General features: G+C 75.1%; 18 protein-coding genes. 15 read left to right on the top strand and 3 right to left on the bottom strand.

The features are described from left to right. Positions 1-2: 2 nt before the first annotated feature. Complete coding sequence (locus NHH00_RS04875; RefSeq protein ID WP_253050624.1) at positions 3-569, bottom strand: hypothetical protein; 567 nt, start codon at positions 567-569, stop codon at positions 3-5. A 91-nt stretch (positions 570-660) separates the two neighbouring features. On the opposite strand from NHH00_RS04875, the gene ilvD reads away from it, so the two are divergent. The 3 genes from ilvD to NHH00_RS04860 all read left to right on the top strand — a co-directional run bounded on the left by ilvD (position 661) and on the right by NHH00_RS04860 (position 4,025). Beyond that, positions 661-2,379, top strand: a complete 1,719-nt coding sequence (gene ilvD, locus NHH00_RS04870) for a dihydroxy-acid dehydratase (RefSeq protein WP_253050622.1) — start codon at positions 661-663, stop codon at positions 2,377-2,379. Between the two features lie 81 nt (positions 2,380-2,460). After that, a complete protein-coding gene (locus NHH00_RS04865) occupies positions 2,461-3,135 on the top strand; it encodes a 4a-hydroxytetrahydrobiopterin dehydratase (protein WP_253050620.1) in 675 nt (224 codons plus the stop codon). A 71-nt stretch (positions 3,136-3,206) separates the two neighbouring features. Continuing rightward, positions 3,207-4,025: a hypothetical protein gene (locus NHH00_RS04860; RefSeq protein WP_253050618.1), complete on the top strand. Its 819-nt coding sequence runs from the start codon at positions 3,207-3,209 to the stop codon at positions 4,023-4,025. Between the two features lie 37 nt (positions 4,026-4,062). On the opposite strand, the gene NHH00_RS04855 is transcribed toward NHH00_RS04860, so the two are convergent. Next, on the bottom strand, positions 4,063-5,382 hold the full coding sequence (locus NHH00_RS04855; protein WP_253050616.1) for a cytochrome P450: 1,320 nt from the start codon (positions 5,380-5,382) through the stop codon (positions 4,063-4,065). A gap of 128 nt (positions 5,383-5,510) precedes the next feature. On the opposite strand from NHH00_RS04855, the gene NHH00_RS04850 reads away from it, so the two are divergent. From NHH00_RS04850 to NHH00_RS04790, 12 genes are all read left to right on the top strand, one after another. After that, complete coding sequence (locus NHH00_RS04850; protein WP_253050614.1) at positions 5,511-6,602, top strand: 3-oxoacyl-ACP synthase III family protein; 1,092 nt, start codon at positions 5,511-5,513, stop codon at positions 6,600-6,602. Further along, positions 6,599-7,390 (top strand): glycosyltransferase family 2 protein, encoded by a 792-nt coding sequence (locus tag NHH00_RS04845; protein ID WP_253050612.1) that lies wholly within the window; start codon positions 6,599-6,601, stop codon positions 7,388-7,390. The genes NHH00_RS04850 and NHH00_RS04845 overlap by 4 nt, the downstream gene beginning before the upstream one ends. Further along, positions 7,387-8,688: a cytochrome P450 gene (locus NHH00_RS04840; protein ID WP_253050610.1), complete on the top strand. Its 1,302-nt coding sequence runs from the start codon at positions 7,387-7,389 to the stop codon at positions 8,686-8,688. The genes NHH00_RS04845 and NHH00_RS04840 overlap by 4 nt, the downstream gene beginning before the upstream one ends. Then, positions 8,685-10,499: a class I adenylate-forming enzyme family protein gene (locus tag NHH00_RS04835; RefSeq protein ID WP_253050608.1), complete on the top strand. Its 1,815-nt coding sequence runs from the start codon at positions 8,685-8,687 to the stop codon at positions 10,497-10,499. The genes NHH00_RS04840 and NHH00_RS04835 overlap by 4 nt, the downstream gene beginning before the upstream one ends. Continuing rightward, positions 10,496-11,476, top strand: coding sequence for an NAD-dependent epimerase/dehydratase family protein (locus NHH00_RS04830; protein ID WP_253050606.1), 981 nt, complete (start codon positions 10,496-10,498; stop codon positions 11,474-11,476). Before NHH00_RS04835 ends, NHH00_RS04830 begins: the two co-directional genes overlap by 4 nt. Positions 11,477-11,523: 47 nt before the next feature. Further along, the gene (locus tag NHH00_RS20550; RefSeq protein WP_308202260.1) at positions 11,524-12,573 is read left to right on the top strand and encodes a DUF4037 domain-containing protein; all 1,050 of its coding nucleotides are present in this window, start codon (positions 11,524-11,526) and stop codon (positions 12,571-12,573) included. Positions 12,574-12,592: 19 nt separating this feature from the next. Continuing rightward, complete coding sequence (locus NHH00_RS04815) at positions 12,593-14,461, top strand: glycoside hydrolase family 13 protein (RefSeq protein ID WP_253050604.1); 1,869 nt, start codon at positions 12,593-12,595, stop codon at positions 14,459-14,461. Positions 14,462-14,838: 377 nt separating this feature from the next. After that, positions 14,839-16,752 carry an acetolactate synthase large subunit gene (locus NHH00_RS04810; protein ID WP_253050602.1) on the top strand — a complete coding sequence of 638 codons (1,914 nt, stop codon included), beginning with the start codon at positions 14,839-14,841 and terminating at the stop codon, positions 16,750-16,752. A 6-nt stretch (positions 16,753-16,758) separates the two neighbouring features. Then, a complete protein-coding gene (gene ilvN / locus NHH00_RS04805; protein ID WP_047232530.1) occupies positions 16,759-17,283 on the top strand; it encodes an acetolactate synthase small subunit in 525 nt (174 codons plus the stop codon). A 117-nt stretch (positions 17,284-17,400) separates the two neighbouring features. Then, on the top strand, positions 17,401-18,426 hold the full coding sequence (ilvC, locus tag NHH00_RS04800) for a ketol-acid reductoisomerase (protein ID WP_253050600.1): 1,026 nt from the start codon (positions 17,401-17,403) through the stop codon (positions 18,424-18,426). 161 nt (positions 18,427-18,587) lie between these two features. Continuing rightward, positions 18,588-19,331, top strand: coding sequence for a cysteine hydrolase family protein (locus tag NHH00_RS04795; RefSeq protein WP_253050598.1), 744 nt, complete (start codon positions 18,588-18,590; stop codon positions 19,329-19,331). A 4-nt stretch (positions 19,332-19,335) separates the two neighbouring features. After that, positions 19,336-19,875 carry an ASCH domain-containing protein gene (locus NHH00_RS04790; RefSeq protein ID WP_253050596.1) on the top strand — a complete coding sequence of 180 codons (540 nt, stop codon included), beginning with the start codon at positions 19,336-19,338 and terminating at the stop codon, positions 19,873-19,875. A 68-nt stretch (positions 19,876-19,943) separates the two neighbouring features. On the opposite strand, the gene NHH00_RS04785 is transcribed toward NHH00_RS04790, so the two are convergent. Continuing rightward, positions 19,944-21,161 carry an ROK family transcriptional regulator gene (locus NHH00_RS04785; protein ID WP_253050594.1) on the bottom strand — a complete coding sequence of 406 codons (1,218 nt, stop codon included), beginning with the start codon at positions 21,159-21,161 and terminating at the stop codon, positions 19,944-19,946. Between the last annotated feature and the right edge of the window lie 127 nt (positions 21,162-21,288).

Here is a 21,288-nt window from a genome sequence, read left to right as displayed (position 1 = left end):
CGTCAGCACTCCTCCTCGGACTGCTCCGTGACGACCCACCGCGTCCCCGCGGGTGCCATGACGGCGCTGCCGCAGTCGCCGCCGCCGTAGACGACGGACAGCACCGTCGTCTCGGCGCGCTCCTCGCGGACCGCGATCTCGACGTCCGGGACGTCGCCGACGGCCGCGTACAGGCCGGCGGTCGTCGTGATCATCGATGCGCAGTCCGTGATGCCCGGCCACCCCTGCGACGTCATCTCGGCGACCATCCGCTCGGCGAGCTCCGGGGTGAGGTAGCCGCACGCGACCTCCACGTCCGGCGCGCGGCTCGCGGCGAGCCACGCGCGGAACGACTCCTCGGGCGTCTCGCTGCGCTCTTCCGCGAGCTCCTCCTCGGGTGCCGGCTCGGTCTCGTCCTCGGTCGCGACGTCGTCGGGGGCAGCGGTCGGGGAGCCTGACGACGAGGGGGGCGCCGCCGACGTCGTGTCGCCGGGGTCCGCGCTCGACGGCCCCGGGGCGGTGCACGCGGTCGTCACGACCAGGGCGAGAGCGGAGACGAGGGCAGCGGTGGCGAGGGATCGTGTGCGCACGGGCCCATGATGCCGTGCGGTCCCTGGCCGGGTCGGCGTGTCTCGGGACGTCCGGCGCGCCGTCCGGCGACCGCGTTCCTAGAGTGGGGGCATGACTGGGCAGACCCCGCGCACGGACGCCGGACCCGACCTCAAGCCTCGTTCCCGCCAGGTCACGGACGGTCTGGAGGCGACGGCGTCGCGCGGGATGCTGCGCGCCGTCGGGATGGGCGACGAGGACTTCGCCAAGCCGCAGATCGGCATCGCGAGCTCGTGGAACGAGATCACGCCGTGCAACCTGTCGCTCGACCGGCTGGCGCAGGGCGCGAAGGAGGGCGTGCACGCGGGCGGCGGGTACCCGCTGCAGTTCGGGACGATCTCCGTCTCCGACGGCATCTCCATGGGCCACGAGGGGATGCACTTCTCGCTCGTGAGCCGCGACATCATCGCGGACTCGGTCGAGACGGTGGTCCAGGCGGAGCGCCTCGACGGGACGGTGCTGCTCGCGGGGTGCGACAAGTCGCTGCCGGGGATGCTCATGGCGGCGGCGCGGCTGAACCTGGCGAGCGTGTTCCTCTACGCGGGCTCGATCATGCCGGGCTGGGTCAAGCTCTCCGACGGCACGGAGAAGGACGTCACGCTCATCGACGCGTTCGAGGCGGTCGGCGCGTGCGCGCGCGGGCTCATGAGCCGCGAGGACGTGGACCGCATCGAGCGGGCGATCTGCCCCGGCGAGGGCGCGTGCGGCGGCATGTACACGGCGAACACGATGGCGTCGGTCGCGGAGGCGATGGGCATGTCGCTGCCCGGGTCGGCGGCGCCGCCGTCGGCGGACCGGCGCCGGGACGCGTTCGCGCACCGCTCGGGCGAGGCCGTCGTCAACCTGCTGCGGCTCGGCATCACGGCGCGCGACATCATGACGAAGGAGGCGTTCGAGAACGCGATCGCCGTCGTCATGGCGTTCGGCGGCTCGACCAACGCGGTGCTGCACCTGCTGGCCATCGCGCACGAGGCGGAGGTCGACCTCACGCTCGCCGACTTCGACCGCGTCGCGAGCCGCGTGCCGCACCTCGGGGACCTCAAGCCGTTCGGGCGCTACGTGATGAACGACGTCGACCGCATCGGCGGCGTGCCCGTCGTGATGAAGGCCCTGCTCGACGCCGGGCTGCTGCACGGCGACGCGCTCACCGTCACGGGCCGCACGGTCGCGGAGAACCTCGCCGACATCGACCCGCCGGACCCGGACGGCAAGATCCTGCGGGCGCTCGACAACCCGATCCACCACACCGGGGGCATCACGATCCTGCACGGGTCGCTCGCGCCGGAGGGCGCCGTCGTGAAGTCCGCCGGGTTCGACGAGGACGTGTTCGAGGGGACGGCCCGCGTCTTCGAGCGCGAGCGGGCGGCGCTCGACGCCCTGGAGGACGGGACGATCACCGACGGCGACGTCGTCGTCATCCGGTACGAGGGGCCCAAGGGCGGCCCAGGCATGCGCGAGATGCTGGCGATCACGGGCGCGATCAAGGGCGCTGGGCTCGGCAAGACCGTCCTGCTGCTCACCGACGGCCGCTTCTCCGGCGGGACGACCGGGCTGTGCGTCGGGCACGTCGCGCCCGAGGCGGTCGACGGCGGGCCCATCGCGTTCGTGCGCGACGGCGACCCGATCCGGCTCGACGTCGCGAACAAGACGCTCGACCTGCTCGTCGACGCGGACACGCTCGCCGCGCGCCGCGACGGGTGGGCGCCGCTGCCGCCGACGTTCACGCGCGGCGTGCTCGCCAAGTACGCCAAGCTCGTCCAGTCCGCGTCTCGCGGCGCGATCCTCGAGTAGGCGCGGGCCGCGCGTGCGTCGGGCGCGGGCACTAGCGTGGTGTCGCACCTCGACGCAGCGACGCCCACCCGGAGGACGGCCATGACCCAGACGGCGGACGACCGCATCACCGCGCGCCAGTTCCACGACAGCGACGGCGTCGAGGACTGGCGGTACATCCTCGGGACGGTGCAGACGCTGTTCCGCACCGGGTCGTTCACCGCGGGGGTGGAGCTGGTCGACGCGATCGGCGAGCTCGCCGAGGCGGCGAACCACCACCCCGACGTCGACCTGCGCTACGGGACCGTGACGGTCCGGCTGTCCTCGCACGACGTCGGCGGCGTCAGCACGCGCGACGTCGACCTCGCCCGGCAGATCTCCGCCGCGGCGCGCGAGCTCGACCTCGTCGCCGACCCGACGGCGGTGCAGGACCTCGAGATCGCGATCGACACCCTGGTCGGCTCGGCGGTCCAGCCGTTCTGGCGCGCGGTCCTGGGGTTCGACGAGGGCTCCCCGGAGCTGCCCGCGCCCGACCTCCACGACCCGACGGCTCATGCACCCGCGTTCTGGTTCCAGCAGATGGACGCGCCGCGCGAGCAGCGCAACCGCATCCACGTGGACGTGACCGTGCCGCACGACGTCGCCGAGGCGCGCGTGACGGCCGCCATCGCGGCGGGCGGGCACCTCGTGTCCGACCGTCGCGCGCCCGCGTTCTGGGTCCTCGCCGACGCCGAGGGCAACGAGGCGTGCGTCTGCACGTGGCAGGCGCGCGACTGACCGTCCACCCGTGCCGCCGCACCGGTGAGACGCCTGCGACCGGGGCCGGGCGCGCCTGAGACCCTGGTCCCATGAGAACCGGTCCTGTGAGCTCCCCGCGTCGCCGGAGGCCCGCCCCCGCCGTCGTGCCGCTCCTCGTCGCCGCGGCCTGCGTCGTTGTGCTCGGCGCGTGCTCGACCGGTGCCGAGCCGGGCCCGCGACCGACGACGTCGGCCGCGACCCCGACCCCGTCGGCGGAGCCCGACGACGCGGCGGGCGCGACCGACGAGCCGACGGACGCGGCCGCCGACGCGGACGACCCGCTCGCGGACCGGCCGTCGGAGCCGCCCGCGCAGGCGGTCGACGCCGGCACGGTCGCCGCCGGGGCGCCCGCCGTCGTGAGCGGTACGGGGAGCGCGGCGGTGTCGTTCGTGCGCGACGGCGAGTTCGCCGTCGTCGTGCACCTCGACTGCGGCGACTGCGCCGGGGCGCGCGCGTTCATGGCGCCCACGGACGTCACCCCGTACCCCGGCACCCTCGGCGAGGCGACGGGCTCCTACCTCATGGACGTGTTCGAGGACTCCGCGCCGCAGCAGTCGATCTGGCTCGAGACCCCGGGGGACTGGTCGGTGCGGCTCGAGAGCTGGAACGACCTGCCGCCCGTGACGGGAGCGCAGTCGGGCACCGGCTCGACCGTCCTGCGGCTGGACGGCACCGCGACGAGCGCCGAGGTCGCGTGGACGCCCGCCGGCCCGGAGGACTCGTTCCAGGGCCGGTACTTCGGCGTCACGCGCGAGGCGTCGCGCGTGTTCGGCGACACCGAGGCGTTCACCGAGACGTTCGACCTGGTGCTGCCCGGCGTCCTGGCCGTGAAGACCGCGGGCACGTGGAGCGTGACGCCCCAGGGCTGACGCCCGGCGCCGCGTGGCGCGGCCCGGCCTCGCCGCGTCAGGCGCGCGCGACGACAAGCTCGTCGTACCCCGGCACGAGCACGCGCCGCTTCGCCCGGCGGGACACGACTCGCAGCGGCACGCCGTCGTCCCACAACGCGTGCAGCAGCGCGGCGATCTCGGCGCGTGCGAGCGCCGCCCCGAGGCACAGGTGGCGGCCCGCGCCGAACCAGAGCTGGCGCGTCTCGCGCACATAGGGGCGGTCGGCGCGGAACGGCCCGGCGGCGACGTTCGCGGCCCACGTGAGGATCATGACGCGCTCCCCGGCGCGCAGCGTGCGCCCCGCGACCTCGACGTCCGCGGAGACGCCGCGCCCGATGACCGACGCCGGGCTGGTCACGCGCAGGCCCTCGCGCACCGCGTTCTCCACGGCGTCGGGCTCGCCCGCGGCGCGCTCGACGGGGTGCGCGCGCTCGTCGGCCATGAGGCGCAGCAGGCGGTGCTGCTCGCCCGTGTCGACGAGGAGCGCGGTCGTGCGGGCCATCGCGGACGCCGACGTCTCCGTGCCTGCGACCATGAGCAGGCTCGCGAGCCCCGTGGTCTCCTCCAGCCCGAGGCCGAGCTCGCGGCACCGGCCGAGCAGGCGGTCGGCGGGGGCGTGCCGCCAGCCGTCGGGCACGCCCCGGGTCAGCTCGGCGACGATCTCCTGCGCCGCCGCGACCTGCTCCGGCGAGAGGTACGTCGAGCCCGCGCTGCCGAGCGCGATCGACGCGAGGCGCTCGCCCGTCGCGAAGGCGGTGAGCGCGTCGTCGTCGCCCGGGACGACGGCGGACCCGCCGTCGGGGGCGGCCGCGCCGCCGTGCGTCGGGATGCCGAGCAGGGAGATCATCATCCGTCCCACCAGCACGCGAGCCAGCCGGCCGACGTCGACCGTCCCGCCCGCCGCGAGGGTCCGCCTCGCGTCGTCGAGGGCGACGGACCACGCGCCGTCGACGAGCGCCGCGGCGCTCGCCTCGGTGAAGAGCTCGCGCGAGCGCGTGCGCAGGTCGTGGTGGCCCGGGCCGTCGAACAGGTCGAGCACCCAGTCGCCGAGGATCTGCGCCCACAGGTGCCCGACCCCGCCCTCCCCGACGATCGTGAAGTGCCGGTGGTCGGTGAGGATCCGCCGTCCGACCGTCGGGTCCGCGGTCACCCAGCCGAGCCCCGGGAACTTGCGCAGACCGCCGCCCGCGCGCGCCCCGGCGAGCGCCCCGCCCGCGAGCAGGACGCCGGCCATCGCGGGCCGCGCGGCGGCCAGCACCTGCAGCTCGCGCCGGGTCGTGGGCAGGGCGCGGCGTCGCTCGCGGGTGGTCACCGGCGCGGTCGTGGTCGCAGTCACCGGGTCAGTGTGGCGCACACGCGGCGGCTCCGGGCGGGCACGCCGCGATCTGGGGATGGGCAGTTCACCCCATCGGATCCTGTGGACGACCACCGTCGGAGCGGGTCTGCTTGGCTACTGTGTCGCGCGTGCCAGTGAACCCCGCCGGGACGGCGTCCCGCCCGCCCCTCGCACCCCCGACGGCGGTGCTCGCCGCGGTCGGGGTGCACCTGCCCGAGCGCACGGTCGACGTGCGCGACGCGGAGCGCGCCCTCGCGGAGCGCAACCCGGGCGCGGCGCCGCGGGTGCCGATGGTTGCGCGCCTCACGGGCGTGCGGCAGGTGCACGTGCTCCCGGACGACTGGGACGCGTCCGACCTCGCGGTCGCGGCCGCGGAGAAGCTGCTCGCGACCGAGGGGCTGGCGACCGACGACGTCGACCTGCTGCTCTTCGCGTCGGCGAGCCAGGACATGGTCGAGCCCGCGACGAGCCACATCGTCGCGGCGAAGCTCGGCGTCCGCGCGCCGGTGATGGACGTCAAGAACGCGTGCAACTCGGTGCTCAACGCGATCGAGGTCGCGGAGGCGCTCATCGGCACCGGGCGCTACGCGACGGTCCTGATCGCGTCGGGCGAGGCGCCGTCGCGCGCGGTGCGCTGGGACGTCCCGGACCGCGCGACGTACCTGCTCTCCGCGCCGGGCTACACGATGTCCGACGCCGGGGCGGCCGTCCTCGTGCGCCGCGCCACGCCGGCGGAGGCCGACGCGCGTGACGCCGCCGGGGCGCCCGCACCGCGCGGCATCCTCGCGAGCGCGTTCGGCGCGGAGTCGACGCACTGGGACGTCGGCATGCTCCCGGGCGGCGGCACCGCGCACCCGCGCGACCTCGAGCGGACCTACTTCGAGATCGACGGGTCGCGCCTGCGTGACGCGTTCCTCGCGCTGGGCCCGGGCGTCGTCCTCGACGCGTTGGGTCGCGCGGGCCTCGGGTGGGACGACGTCGCGCTCGTCGCGGTCCACCAGGTCGCCGTCGCGTACCTCGACGACGTGCACGCCGCGCTCGGCCTCCCGACGGGCCGCACGCTCGTCACCGTCGCCGACCACGGCAACGTCGCCTCCGCGACGCTCCCGCTGCAGCTGGCCACGGCGCTGGAGACCGGCCGGGTCGGGCCGGGGGACGTCGTCGTGCTGGTCGGGCTCGCCGGCGGCATCAGCATCGGCGCGACGGTGGTGCGGCTGTGACCGCGCGCCGGTTCACGCGGCACGTCGCGAGCCCGCAGCGGCTCGCGGTCGTCGTGCCCGCGCGCGACGAGGCGCACGGGATCGTCGCGACGCTCGAGGCGCTGCGCGACCAGCAGGACACCGACTTCGACCTCGTCGTCGTCGACAACGGGTCGTCGGACGGGACGGGCGACCTCGTCCGCGCGACCGCCGCGGCGTGGGGCATGACGCGCTGGCGCGTGGTCGACGAGCCGCAGAAGGGCACGGGCGCCGCGGCCGACACGGGGATGCGCGCGGCGATCGGGCAGGGGGCGACGCACCTCGCCCGCACGGACGCCGACTGCCTCCCGCTGCCGGACTGGACCCGGCGCGTGCGTGCGGCGTTCGCGAGCGGGCACGACCTCGTCGCGGGCCGGCTCGTGGCGCGGACGGACGACCGGCCGGTCTCGCGCGTCCAGCAGGGGGTGCTGTCGGCGGCGGTGAGCGTGGCGAGCACGTTCGGGCGCTTCCGGCCCGGCAACCAGGACCCGTCCTACCTCGGCCCGTACGTCATGGCGCCGGGCTGCAACATGGCGATCACCGCAGAGCTCTACGAGGCCGCGGGCGGGTTCCCGCGCACCGCGATCGAGGACGTCCACGAGGACCGCGCGCTCGTCAACGCGGTGCGGCGCCTGACCCGGAGGTACGGCGCGCACCGCGAGGTCGTCGTGCTCGCGTCGGCGCGCCGCGCGCACGCGTGGGGGCTCGTGCGGACGCTCGGCTGGTACGCCGACCACCGGTACCGGCCCGAGGTGGTGGACATCCGGTGACGGGGACGACGGCGGTCGCGCCGGCCCCGGTCGGGCTCGCCGCGGCGATGCGCTGGGAGGAGCGCGTCCAGCGCGGTGCGCACCCGCTCGTCTACCCGGCGATCCGGGCGCTGCGCCACCGCGGCCCGGTCGTGCGCGTCCCCGGCATCGGGGTGGTCGTGTCCGACGCCGCGACCGCGCGTGCCGTGCTGCTCGACACCGAGCGGTTCACCAAGGTGGGCCCGGGGTCGCCGTCGGACCTGTGGACGCCCGTGCTCGGGCCGTCCGTGCTGCTCAACATGGAGGGTGCCGACCACGCGCGCCTGCGCCGCGCGCTCTCCGGGCTCTTCACCCCGCGGGCGGTGCGGGACCTCGTGGCGGTCAGCGTCCCGGACGTCCTCGCGGGGCTCGCGCCGCGCCTGCTGGCGGGCGCGCGCGTCGACCTCGTCGCGGAGACCGCGGCCATGGCGGGCACGGTCATCTGCGCCATGACCGGGCTGCCGCCCACCGACGTCGCCGTGCGCGAGGCGATGACGGCCGCGCAGTCCGTGGTCGGCCTGGTGCGGCTGCACCGACGCAGCCTCACGCCCGCGCAGGTGCGGCACGCGCGCGCCGTCCTCGCCCGGCTCTCGGCTCCCGCGCGGGACGCGTACCGGGACGGCGACCCCGCGACCGTGCCGGGGCGCATGCGCGAGCTCGGGCTCTCGGAGGACGAGGCGATGGGCGCGGTCGGCGCGTTCGTCCTCACCGGGACGGAGACGATCCAGTCGTTCGTGCCGCGCCTCGTCGCGCTCACGGCGGACACGGGCTGGCTCGACCGGCTCCTGGCCGCGCCGCCCGGTCCCGAGGGCGCGGCGCTGCGCGGGCGCGTCGTGGAGGAGGCGCTGCGCGTCACGGCCCCCACGCCCGCGATGCTGCGGTCGGTGCGCGCCGACGCGACCGTGGGCGACGTCCGCGTCCGCGCGGGGGACCGGGTCGTGATCGCGACGATCTCCTGCTGCAAGGACGCGGGCCCCTTCGACCCCGACGCACCCGTCGATCCGGCCGTGCGGCACCTGTGGTTCGGTGCCGGCCCGCACTTCTGCCTCGGCATGCCGCTCGCCATGGCCCAGGTCGACGCGGTGCTGGACGCCCTGCGCCCCGTCGCCGCGGCGGGGCGGAGCGTCGAGGTCACCGACCGTGCCGTCGCGCGCGGGGTGCTCATCCCCGCGTACCGATCGCTCGGGGTGCGTGCGGCCGGCGGCCGGGTGGGCGCGCCGGAAGGGTCCGCGCGCCCGGGCGCCGGGTCGGCCGTGGCGTCGGCAGGGGAGGCGGCGTGACCGCGGCCGACGACGCGGCTCGCCACCTGCTGGGCCCGATCCTCGAGCGGGGCGCACCCGGGCACGCGTCCGCGGACGCCGTCGCCCTCCGGCGCTGGACGCGGCCCGGCCGTCGGGGCGCGCGCGTGCGCGAGGAAGTCACGTACGCCGACCTCGCCCGCCGCGTCGAGGCGACGGCGACGGCGCTCGCGGCGGACGGGCTCGCGCCCGGCGACCGGGCGCTGTTCTCGGTGCGGCCCCGGCCGGAGGGCGTCGTGCTGGCGTTCGGGGTCGTCCGCGCGGGCGGCACGATCGTGTTCGTCGACCCCGGGTCGACGCCCGAGCTGTTCACGGCGCGCGTGCGCGCTGCCGGGCCGTCGCTCGCGACGACCGAGTCGCTGCTGTACGCGGTGTCGCGGGGGCCGCTGCGCCGTCTGGCCCGCTCGCGCGGCCTGCTCCTGCCGGACTACGCGAGCCTGCCGCTGCGGCACGTGCACGCGGGGCCGTGGCTCCCCGGGGTGCCACGCGGCTCGCGCGCCGCGCGTCGCCTCGGCGCCGGCCCGGTCGACCGCGCGGCGCTGCCAGAGCTCGACCCGGACCGTGAGGCCCTGACCGTCTTCACGTCCGGCACGACGGCGCAGCCCAAGGCCGTGGTGCACACGGCCGGGTCGTTGCTCGCCGGGTGCGACCTGCTGCGGGACGTGTTCGCGCTCGCGCCGGGCGACGTCGTGCACACCGACCAGATGCTGCTCGGCGTCCCGGCACTGCTCGCGGGTGCCACGTGGTCCGTGCCGGCCGACCCGCCGAGCCGCGACGTCGTGACGTTCGCTCGTCAGCTCGACGGCGCCGCGGGCACGTACCTCGTGCCCGCGGACGTCACGGCGCTGCTCGACGCCGTCGAGGCCGGGACGGTGCCACCGCGCGGCCCGCGCGTCGCGCTCGTCGGCGGAGCCCCCGTGACGCGCGCCCTGCTGGCGCGCGCGACACGGGTCCTGCCCGGCACGGGCTGGGTCGCGGTGTACGGGATGACGGAGATCCTGCCCGTCGCGGTGGTCGAGGCCCGGGAGAAGCTCGCGCACCCGGGGGACGGCGACCTCGTCGGCCTGCCGCTTCCCGGGACGGTCGCGCACCTCGACCCGGTGGAGGACGACGGGCCGGGCGACCCGGCGGACCGCCCGGCCGACGGCGGCGCGGACGTCGTCGGCGAGCTCGTGCTGTCCGGGCCGTCACTCATGGCGGGCTATCTGCACGACCTCGACGCCCCGGCGCGCGGCAGGGGAGCGCGGGTCGCGGAGCACCGCACCGGCGACCTCGCGCGGCTCGACGACGCGGGGAGGATCGTGCTCGTCGGCCGCACGCGGGACATGATCATCCGCGGGACGACCAACATCTACCCGGGCCTGTTCGAGCCGCGTGTCGCGGCGCTCGACGGCGTCGGCGAGGCGGTCCTCGTCGGCGTGCCGCAGGTGGACGGGGACGAGCGCGTCGCGCTCGTGGTCACCTCGTCGGTCGGCTCGACGGGCACCTCGACGGGCACCTCGACCGGCACCTCGGCGGGTTCGGTGACCGACGGCGCGCCGACCCGTCGTGCGCGGCCCGACGGCGACGTCGGCCTCGACCCGGACCACCCGCTCGTCGCGCGGGTGCGCACGGCGCTGCCGGGCGTGCTCGACCACGACGCGCTGCCCGACGTCGTGCTGCACGCCGACCGCGTCCCGCTCGCGGGGCGCTCGCGCAAGCCAGACCGCGCGGCGCTCTCGCGCGCCGCCGCGCCGTTCGTGCCCGCCGAGCCGGCCGCCGCCGGCCGCGACGCGCGCGGTGCCGTCGCGTGAGGGTCGTCGTCACCGGGGCGTCGGGGTTCGTGGGGGGAGCGGTCGCCCGCGGCCTCGTCGCCGACGGCCACGACGTCTGGACGTCCTCCCGCCGCGACCCGGGCCTCCCGGGCACCCGGCACCTCGCGTGGGACCTCACCGCCGGTCCGCTCCCCGACCCGCCCGCGGTGGACGCCGTCGTGCACGCGGGCGCCGCCGTGTCCGACTGGTGCGCGCCCGACGTCGCGCGCGCGACCAACGTCGGCGGGACGCTCGCGGTGCGCGACACGTTCCCGGGCGCGCGGTTCGTGCACGTGTCGTCCGGCAGCGTGTACGACCCGTTCCGCCCGAGCGTGCGCGCCCGCGAGCACGAGGCTCCGGTCGACCGGTACCTCGACGCCTACGGGACGACCAAGGCGGAGGCGGAGCGCGCGCTGGCCCGCGACGTCGTGCACCACCCCGACCGGGGCGCGGTCGTCGTGCTGCGCCCGCACGCCGTCTACGGCCCGGGGGACACGACGCTGCTCCCGCGGGTCGAGGCCGCCGTGCGGTGCGGGCGCCTCGTCCTGCCCGGCGGCGGGCGCGTGCTCCAGTCGCTCACGCACGTGGACACGCTCCTCGCCGCGGTGCGGGCCGCCGTCGCGCTGCCCGACGGCGCGGCCCGCGCGGCCGGCCGCGGGGGAGGGCCGCCCCGCGGGCTGCTCGTCGCGAACGTCGCCGACGCCGCGCCGGTCGCGCTGCGCGACGCGCTCACCGCGGCGCTGCGCGGCCGCGGCACCGACGTCCGGGTCGTCGCCGTCCCGGTCCGTCCGGCATGGGCGCTCGCGGGCGCGGTCGAGACGGTCGCGCGGCGGCTGCGACGCCCTGAGCCGCCGCGTCTCACGCGGTACGCGCTGAGCCACCTCGCGATGGAACGCACCTACGACCTCACGGTCCTGCGCGACGTGCTCGGGGTCGAGCCCGCTCCCACGAACTTCGTCGGGGCCGAGCGCTGGTAGCGGCGAAAGCCCTGGGTGTCGTGACGCCGACCCGCTAGGTTGCCCGCGTGGAGACCGGGGCCGACCTCGCGCGGCGCTACTACGACGAGGTCGTCGGGCCGCTCGTGCTGGGACGCTGGCCCGGGCTGCCGCACGCGGCCGGACGCCTCGGGAGCGGGTCCGACGTCCTCGGGCTCGACGACGCGACGTCGCGCGACCACGACTGGGGCCTGCGCCTGACGCTGCTGGTCGACGAGCCGATGGTCGACGAGGTCGACGCGCTGCTCGACGCGGCGCTGCCTGGCACGTTCGCCGGGCACCCGACCCGGTTCCCGACCACGTGGAGCCCGGAGGGCCCGCACCAGGTCGAGGTCGCGTCGCCGTCGGGCTTCACCACGTCCCGCCTGGGACTCGACGCGACGCGCCCGCTCACCCTGGACGACTGGCTCGCGCTCACCGGTCAGGCGGTGCTCGAGGTCACCGCGGGTCCCGTCTTCGCGGACACCGACGGTCGGGTCACCGCGGCGCGCGACCGCCTCGCCTGGTACCCGGACGACCTGTGGCGGTACGCGGTCGCCGTCGACTGGGCGCGGATCGGGCAGGAGCTGCCGTTCGTCGGCCGGACGGCGGAGCGCGGCGACGACCTCGGGTCGCGCGTCGTCGCGGCCCGGCTCGTACGCGTCGCGATGCACCTCGGCTTCCTGCTCGAGCGGTGCTGGCCCCCGTACGCGAAGTGGTTCGGGACGGCGTTCGCCGCCCTCCCGCGCGCCGCCGCCGCCGCCGGGCCCGACCTCGCGGCGGCGCTCGTGGCCGACGACTGGCGCCCGCGCGAGGCGGCGCTGTGCCGGGGGTTGGCGTCCCTGCACGACCTCCAGGGCGAGGCGGGTCTCCCGACGGTGGCCGACGTCGTCGTCCCGTTCTTCGACCGGCCGTACCGGGGGCTCGGGCCGGTGGCCGACGCGGTGACGGCCGCGATCCAGGACCCGGCCGTGCGGGCGCTGCCACCGGGCGTCGGGACGGTCGAGCAGTGGGTCGACGACGTCGACGTCCTCACGGACCCCGGCCGTCGCGTCGCCGCGGCGCGCGGCGTCGGGCAGGCTGGGACCACGACCCCGTGACCCGAGAGGAAGCCGTGCGATGACCTCGTCCGCACCCACCCCGGACGCCCGGCCCCGCGGCGGGTGGCCCGGCGCCGAGACGCCCGCCGACGCGCCGTGGTGGACGCGCTCGGTCGTGTACCAGGTGTACCCGCGCTCGTTCCAGGACACCGACGGCGACGGCGTCGGGGACCTCCGCGGGATCACCCGGCGCCTCGATCACCTGGAGCGGCTGGGCGTGGACGTCGTGTGGCTGTCCCCGGTGTACCGGTCGCCGCAGGCGGACAACGGGTACGACATCAGCGACTACGAGGACGTCGACCCGCTGTTCGGGTCGCTCGCGGACCTCGACGCCCTCATCGAGGGTCTGCACGCGCGCGGGATGAAGCTCGTCATGGACCTCGTCGTCAACCACACCAGCGACGAGCACCCGTGGTTCGTCCAGTCGCGGTCGTCCGCCGAGAGCCCGCGGCGCGACTGGTACTGGTGGCGTCCCGCGCGCACCGGCATGGAGCCCGGGGCGCCGGGCGCGGAGCCGACCAACTGGCGCTCCTTCTTCGGGGGCAGCGCGTGGCGGTTCGACGAGGCCTCGGGGGAGTACTACCTGCACCTGTTCGACACCAAGCAGCCGGACCTCAACTGGGAGAACCCGGAGGTCCGCCACGCGGTCTACGCGATGATGCGGAGGTGGCTCGACCGGGGCGTCGACGGGTTCCGCATGGACGTCATCAACCTGATCTCCAAGGACGTCGCCCCGGACGGCTCGCTGCCCGACGGCGAGGTGCACTGGGGGACGTACGGCGACGGGAGCCCGCACTACACGGACGGGCCGCGCGTGCACGAGTTCCTCGCCGAGATGCACCGCGAGGTGTTCGCCCCGTACCTCGCGCAGGGCCGCGAGATCCTCACGGTGGGGGAGACGCCGGGGGTGACCGTCGAGCACGGCGTCCGGTACACCGACCCCGACCGTCGCGAGGTCGACATGGTGTTCCAGTTCGAGCACATGGGCATCGACCACGGGGCGACGCGCTACGACCCGGTCCGGTGGGAGCTCGCCGACCTCAAGGCGACGCTCGGCCGGTGGCAGGCCGGCCTCGCCGACCGCGGCTGGAACGCCCTCTACTGGGACAACCACGACCAGCCGCGCGTCGTCTCGCGCTTCGGCGACGACTCACCCGCGCACCGCGTCGCGTCGGCCAAGGCGCTCGCGCTCCTGCTGCACCTGCACCGCGGCACGCCGTACGTCTACCAGGGCGAGGAGCTCGGCATGACGAACGCGCCGTTCACGCGCGTCGAGCAGTACCAGGACGTCGAGTCGCTCGGGTACTTCCGCGAGCTCACCGGCCGGACAGGCGGACCGCGGCTGCGCACCGACGGCGAGATGCTCGCCGTGCTCGCGCACGCGAGCCGCGACCATGCCCGCACGCCCGTGCAGTGGGACGCGAGCGCGAACGCCGGGTTCACGACCGGGACGCCGTGGCTCGAGGTCAACCCCAACCACACCGCGATCAACGCGGAGGCGGCGTGGGCCGACGAGGACTCGGTCCTGCACTTCTACCGGCGGCTCGTCGCCCTGCGCCGCGACGAGCCGGTCGTCGCGCTCGGGGACTTCCACATGCTCCTGCCGGACCACGAGGCGGTCTACGCGTTCACGCGCGGCCTCGACACGACACGGGCGGACGGGACGGCCGTGCGCGACGAGCTGCTCGTCCTCGTGAACGTGGGCGGGCAGCCCCAGGACGTGCCGGACGACGTCCTCGCCGGCTGGGAGGACGCGTCGACCCTGGTGGCCACGCACCCGGGCGGGCCCGACGCCGAGGGCCGGCCGGGCGCCGTCGGGCACCTGCGGCCGTGGGAGGGACGGGTGCTCCGCCGGGCGGGCGAGGATGCCGCACGTCCCAGTGCGTGAGACGGGCGCCTCGACACGTGACATCGCCGAGACATGGGCGTACAGTCCCATGACGTGCAGACGATCCTCCTTGTAGTACTTCCTGAGCGCGCCGGCTGAGGCCACGCAACCAGGCTTCGTCAGCGCGCTCACCCCTCGTCCAGCCCGGCATCCCGGGTCCGAGGGGTTTTTTGTTGCCACCACAACGCCATCAGCACGGCAGACAGACCGCGGCAGGCTCACCAGGCCACCGCGAGCGCCGCACCCGCGAGACCCGCGAGGACCGGCACCCGCACACCGCGACCAGCACGACCGCACCACCACGGTCGGCTCCGGTTCCCGGCGGAGCGCCCCACGGGGCGCCCGCCGGGCCGAGGCCACGACACGCAGGAGACACCATGGCCCAGGGTCCCACCCCGGCACCTCCGCGACCGGGGGCCCCGACGCCCGCGGCGCCGGCGCCGAAGCCCGCCCCGACACCCGCGTCGGTCGCCCCGCGCGGCGACGTCCGGCGCGCTGCCACGGCTCGCCCGGCCGGCAGCACGCAGGGCACCTCGACCGGTGAGGAGATGACCGGCGCGCAGTCGATCGTCCGCTCCCTCGAGGAGGTCGGCGCCGAGGTCGTCTTCGGCATCCCGGGTGGCGCGATCCTCCCGACGTACGACCCGCTCATGGACTCCCAGCGGCTGCGCCACATCCTCGTCCGCCACGAGCAGGGCGGCGGCCACGCCGCGCAGGGCTACGCCCACGCGACCGGGAAGGTCGGCGTCACGATGGCGACCTCGGGCCCGGGCGCGACCAACCTCGTCACCCCCATCGCCGACGCGAACATGGACTCGATCCCGCTCGTCGCGATCACCGGCCAGGTCGCCGCGGGGGCGATCGGCACGGACGCCTTCCAGGAGGCGGACATCGTCGGCATCACGCTGCCGATCACCAAGCACAACTTCCTCGTCACCGACCCCGACGACATCCCGCGCACCATCGCCGAGGCGTTCCACATCGCCTCGACGGGCCGTCCCGGCCCGGTGCTCGTGGACATCGCGAAGTCGGCGATGCAGTCGCGCACGACGTTCTCGTGGCCCCAGGACGTGCAGCTCCCGGGCTACCACCCGGTGACGAAGCCGCACAGCAAGCAGATCAAGGAGGCCGCGCGCCTGCTCGCGTCGGCCCGGCGCCCGGTGCTCTACGTGGGCGGCGGCGTGGTCCGCGCGAACGCGTCGGCCGAGCTGCGCCGCCTCGTCGACCTGTCGGGCGCGCCGGTCGTCACGACGCTCATGGCGCGCGGCGCCGTGCCCGACACGCACCCCCAGAACCTCGGGATGCCCGGTATGCACGGCACCGTCCCCGCCGTGGCGGCGCTGCAGAAGGCCGACCTCGTCGTGTCCCTCGGCGCGCGCTTCGACGACCGCGTCACGGGCAAGCTCTCGAGCTTCGCGCCGCACGCGCAGGTCGTGCACGCGGACATCGACCCCGCGGAGATCGGCAAGAACCGCGACGTGGACGTCCCGATCGTCGGCGACCTCAAGGAGGTCATCGCCGACCTGCTCCCCGAGCTCGAGCGCGAGCACGAGGCCAAGGGGAAGCCGGACGTCGAGGCCTGGTGGCGCCAGATCGACGACTGGCGCGAGACCTACCCGCTCGGGTACACCGAGCCCGACGACGGTCATCTCGCCCCGCAGCACGTCATCTCGCGCCTCGGCGAGATCTCCGGTCCCGAGTCGGTCTACGTCGCGGGCGTCGGCCAGCACCAGATGTGGGCCGCGCAGTTCATCCGGTACGAGCACCCGCGCACCTGGATCAACTCCGGCGGACTCGGCACCATGGGCTTCTCGATCCCCGCGGCGATGGGCGCGAAGGTCGGCCGTCCGGACGCCACGGTGTGGGCGATCGACGGCGACGGCTGCTTCCAGATGACCAACCAGGAGCTCGCCACCTGCACGATCAACGAGATCCCGATCAAGGTCGCGCTGATCAACAACTCCTCGCTCGGCATGGTGCGCCAGTGGCAGACGCTGTTCTACGACAAGCGCTACTCCAACACCGACCTGCACACCGGGCACGGCACGGCGCGCGTCCCCGACTTCGTCAAGCTCGCCGACGCGTACGGGTGCGAGGGCATCCGCGTCGAGTCGATGGGCGAGGTCGACGCCGCGATCAAGCGCGCGATGGAGATCGACGACCGCCCCGTGGTCGTCGACTTCAACGTCTCGCGCGACGCGATGGTGTGGCCGATGGTCGCCGCCGGCGTGAGCAACGACGACATCCAGTACGCGCGGGGCATCTCGCCCGCGTGGGACCGAGAGGACTGACCCGCCATGTCCCGCCACACCCTCTCCGTGCTCGTCGAGAACAAGCCCGGCGTGCTCACGCGCGTCGCGGGCCTGTTCGCCCGTCGCGCCTTCAACATCCACTCGCTCGCGGTCGGCCCGACCGAGCACGAGGAGATCTCGCGCATCACCGTCGTCGTCGACGTCGAGGAGCGCCCGCTCGAGCAGGTGACGAAGCAGCTCAACAAGCTGGTCAACGTCATCAAGATCGTCGAGCTCGACGCGGCCGCGTCCGTGCAGCGCGAGCTCCTGCTCGTCAAGGTCCGCGCCGACGGCGCGAACCGCACCGGCGTGCTCGAGGTCGTCAACCTGTTCCGAGCGAAGGTCGTCGACGTCGTGCCCGACGCCGTGACCATCGAGGCGACGGGCACCGGCGAGAAGCTGAACGCCCTGCTCGGCGCGCTCGAGCCCTACGGCGTGCGCGAGATCGTGAAGTCGGGGACCGTCGCCGTCGGCCGCGGCTCCCGCTCGATCACCGACCGCGCGCTGGAACGCGTGGTCCGCTCCGCCTGACGATCGCCTACCCTCGCACCGAGACCCGCACGGGCGTCGGTGCGCACCGATCGTCGTTCCACCGCGAGACATCGCAACAGACCCCTGCACCGCAACGAAGAACCGAGGAGATCCATCGTGGCTGAGCTGTTCTACGACGACGACGCCGACCTGTCCATCATCCAGGCCAAGAAGGTCGCGATCGTCGGCTACGGGAGCCAGGGCCACGCGCACGCCCAGAACCTGCGCGACTCCGGCGTCGAGGTCGTCGTCGCCCTCCGCGAGGGCTCGAAGTCGACCGCCAAGGCCCAGGACGAGGGCTTCGAGGTGAAGTCCGTCGCCGACGCCGCGGCGTGGGCCGACCTGATCATGATCCTCGCGCCGGACCAGCACCAGCGCTCGATCTACAACGACGAGATCAAGCCGAACCTCGCCGCCGGCAAGACGCTCGCCTTCGCGCACGGCTTCAACATCCGGTTCGGCTACATCGAGGCCCCCGACGGCGTCGACGTCATCCTCGTCGCGCCCAAGGCCCCGGGCCACACCGTGCGCCGCGAGTTCGTCGCGGGCCGCGGCATCCCGGACATCATCGCCGTCGAGAAGGACGCGTCGGGCCAGGCGTGGGACGTCGCGCTGTCGTACGCGAAGGCGATCGGCGGCACGCGCGCCGGCGTCATCAAGACGACGTTCACCGAGGAGACCGAGACCGACCTGTTCGGCGAGCAGGCCGTCCTCTGCGGTGGCGTGTCGCAGCTCGTCCAGTACGGGTTCGAGACGCTCACCGAGGCCGGCTACCAGCCGGAGATCGCCTACTTCGAGGTGCTGCACGAGCTCAAGCTCATCGTGGACCTCATGTGGGAGGGCGGCATCGCCAAGCAGCGCTGGTCCGTCTCCGACACCGCCGAGTACGGCGACTACGTCTCCGGCCCGCGCGTCATCGACCCGCACGTCAAGGAGAACATGCAGGGCGTCCTCGCGGACATCCAGTCCGGCGCGTTCGCCAAGCGCTTCATCGACGACCAGGACGCCGGCGCGCCGGAGTTCACGGCGCTGCGCGAGAAGGCCGCGCAGCACCCGATCGAGAAGGTCGGCAAGGAGCTGCGCTCGCTGTTCGCGTGGAAGCAGCAGGACGCCGACTACACCGAGGGCAGCGCCGCACGCTGACGCAGGCCGTCCTGCCTGCCCGAGGCGGAGCCGGCGTCGTGCGCGACGTCGGCTCCGCCTCGGGCTCTTGGGCCGCCCCGCGCTCGCGCGGCGCGACCCGGATCGTCCCGCCCCATCGCCGCGGCAACCAGGCACGCGACCGTGCCGACCAAGGAGGCACTGTGACGACGACGACACCGCCGGCCGCGCACGACGAGCTGCTGGATCCGTTCCTGGCTCCGCACTGGGAGACGTCGGCGCTGCTGGTGATCGACACGCAAGTCGACTTCGCCGAGGGCGGGAGCACGCCCGTCGCGGGAACGCGGGCGGTCGTGCCCGCGCTCACCTCGCTCGTCGAGGCGTACCGGCGAGCGGGCCTGCCTGTCGTCCACGTCGTGCGCCTGTACGACGGGGACGACGTGGACCTGGTGCGGCGCCGGGCGATCGGCGACGGCGCCGCCGTGGTGCGTCCGGGCACGCCGGGTTCCGCGATCCTTCCCGAGCTCGTGCCGGCGGGCGCGCCCCCGCTCGATCCCGACGTGCTGCTCGCCGGGCGTCCACAGGACCTCGGACCTGGCGAGATCGTCGTGTGGAAGCCTCGGTGGAGCGCGTTCCACCGCACCCCGCTCGAGGATCTCCTGCGTGAGCGCGGCGTCGACACCGTCGTCGTGGCGGGCTGCAACTTCCCGAACTGTCCGCGCGCGACGCTCACCGACGCGAGCGAGCGGGATCTGCGGGCCGTCGTCGTGCCCGACGCCGTCTCCGGCACGACCGAGGAGGGCCTCGCCCAGGTCGTGGGACTGGGTGTCGTGCTGCGTCCCTCGTCGGCCGTCGTCGCGGCGGTGGCCGGGGCCGTCGGTCGGTGCGACACGAGCGGGACGAACCGCGAGAGATCGGGCACATCGACCCTCGGTACGCCACGATAGGGGCATGACCCGACAGGCGGACGAGGGGGAACCGGTGACGGACGACGTGGTGGTGGACGAGAGGGCGGCGGAGATCCTCGCGTTCTGGGAGCTGGCGCGGCCGAGCGCCGGGATGGCGCGGGTGGGCGTGGTCACCGGCACCACGGTCTCCGAGACGGTGCCGCCGCCCGCGTGGTCGTTCGGCGACAACCCCGCGCTGGCCGACGACCTGCTCGCGGCGGTGCTGAGCGGGGAGAAGACCGCGACGTCGTCCGCGCTGTGGGAGTACGAGGACTCGGGGGAGCCCGTCCCGCGCGTCGGCGAGCTGTCGATCCTGCTCGACGGTGCCGGGCACCCGCGGGCGCTCGTCCGGACGACGTCGGTCGAGATCGTCGCGTTCGAGGACGTCGACGCGGACTTCGCCCTGGCGGAAGGGGAGGACGACGGCTCCCTCGAGTCGTGGCGCGACGGTCACGAGACGTACTTCCGGCGCGTGCTGGAGCGAGAGTTCGCTCCCGACATGCCGCTCGTGTGCGAGCGGTTCGAGCTGCGCTACCCGCGCTGAGGCGGGATGAGCGGTGGCCGGCCGTGCCACGGTCGGCCGGCCACCGCTCGCGGGGCAGGTGAAGAGGACTACCCCGGGATCGATGACGGGCCGACCGGGTGGTCCGGTCGGCCCGCTGCGGCGAGCAGGAGCGTGCGCACGTCCTGCGCGACGACGGAGCGCGCCCCGCGCAGGACCGCGAGCTCGGGCACGGCGGTCGCGACGACCGCTCCCGTCCGCTGGTCGGTGCCGCGGAGAGCGGTGGCGGTGGCCTCGGCGAGCCCCGCGCCGCACGCGACCCCCGTCGGGCCGCCGAGCACGACGGCGTCGGGCTCGAGGATCGCCACGACGGGCTGGAGCACGATCGCGACACGACGGGCGAGATCCTGCACGAGCGCGCGGACGGCGGCCGTGTCGCCGTGCTCGCGGATCGCGGCGACGGCCGCGGCGTAGGGGGTGGACTCCGTGACCCCGGGGACGCCCGCCCGGGCGCAGAGCTCGACGAGCCGCAGGCCCCCGACGAGGTCCTGCACGTTGACGGAGTCGTCGATCCCGGCGGCGGGGACGGGGAGGTAGCCGATCTCGCCGGCGCCGCCCGTGGTGCCGTGGTGGACGCGGCCCTCGAGCCACGCCCCCATGCCGATGCCCTCGCCGAGCCACAGCAGGGCGAAGCTCTGCTCGTCGCGACCCGCGTCGCGCTCGGCGATCGCGGCGAGGTTCACGTCGTTCTCGACGCGCACGTCGATGCCGAGGGCGCCCTCGAGATGCCCCCGGAGCCCTTCGCGCGGCCAGCCGGGCAGCTCGCCGACGAGGGCGATGTCGCCCGTGCGCGGGGCGACCGCGGCCTGGACGCCGACGACGGCGGTCGCCACGCGCGCGACCGGGATGCCCGCGTCCGCGCAGGCCTCGTCGCGCGCCGTGCGGACGTCGGTCGCGGCGGCGCGGTCCGGGCCCGCGGCGACGGTCGTCTCGCCGAGCGTCCGGCCGAGCGCGTCGACGACGCTCGCCCGCACGCCGTCGGGCACGACGTCGAGCGCGAGCCCGACGAGGACGTCGGTACGCGCGGCGTACTGTGTCGCCTGGGGCCCGCGCGCCCCCTGCACGGAGCCGGTGGGCTCGATGAGTCCGGACTGTTCGAGCCGTGCGACGATCTGCGAGGCCGTCGGTCGGGACACTCCCGTGCTGTCGCCGATCTGGGACCGGGTGAGCGGCCCGGCGTCGAGCAGGAGCTCGAGCGCCGCGCGATCGTTGATCGTGCGGAGCAGCCCCGGCGTGCCGGGGATCCTCGACGAGGTGGGCGCGGTCATGGCGTTCCTTCGGGCGGGCTTTAGGAAAGTTTCCTAATAGTGCCCTGTCTCGCCCCGTCACGCAACTCGAGCGCAGTCCGAGACGTGAGACCGTCGTCCCGAGGGGTGGCGCGGCGGCGTAGGCTCA

This window comes from Cellulosimicrobium cellulans (assembly GCF_024124905.1).
Taxonomy (GTDB): domain Bacteria; phylum Actinomycetota; class Actinomycetes; order Actinomycetales; family Cellulomonadaceae; genus Cellulosimicrobium; species Cellulosimicrobium cellulans_G.
Note: the sequence above shows the minus strand (reverse complement) of the source record. Positions and strands in the feature narration are given on the sequence as shown.

What these genes read in the sequence shown, in the direction of transcription:
- ilvN (WP_047232530.1), top strand. Translation starts at nt 16,759, where the DNA reads ATGTCCCGCCACACCCTCTCCGTGCTCGTCGAGAACAAGCCCGGCGTG.
- ilvD (WP_253050622.1), top strand. Translation starts at nt 661, where the DNA reads ATGACTGGGCAGACCCCGCGCACGGACGCCGGACCCGACCTCAAGCCT.
- NHH00_RS04790 (WP_253050596.1), top strand. Translation starts at nt 19,336, where the DNA reads ATGACCCGACAGGCGGACGAGGGGGAACCGGTGACGGACGACGTGGTG.
- NHH00_RS04810 (WP_253050602.1), top strand. Translation starts at nt 14,839, where the DNA reads ATGGCCCAGGGTCCCACCCCGGCACCTCCGCGACCGGGGGCCCCGACG.
- NHH00_RS04860 (WP_253050618.1), top strand. Translation starts at nt 3,207, where the DNA reads ATGAGAACCGGTCCTGTGAGCTCCCCGCGTCGCCGGAGGCCCGCCCCC.
- NHH00_RS04865 (WP_253050620.1), top strand. Translation starts at nt 2,461, where the DNA reads ATGACCCAGACGGCGGACGACCGCATCACCGCGCGCCAGTTCCACGAC.
- NHH00_RS04815 (WP_253050604.1), top strand. Translation starts at nt 12,593, where the DNA reads ATGACCTCGTCCGCACCCACCCCGGACGCCCGGCCCCGCGGCGGGTGG.
- NHH00_RS04785 (WP_253050594.1), bottom strand. Translation starts at nt 21,161, where the DNA reads ATGACCGCGCCCACCTCGTCGAGGATCCCCGGCACGCCGGGGCTGCTC.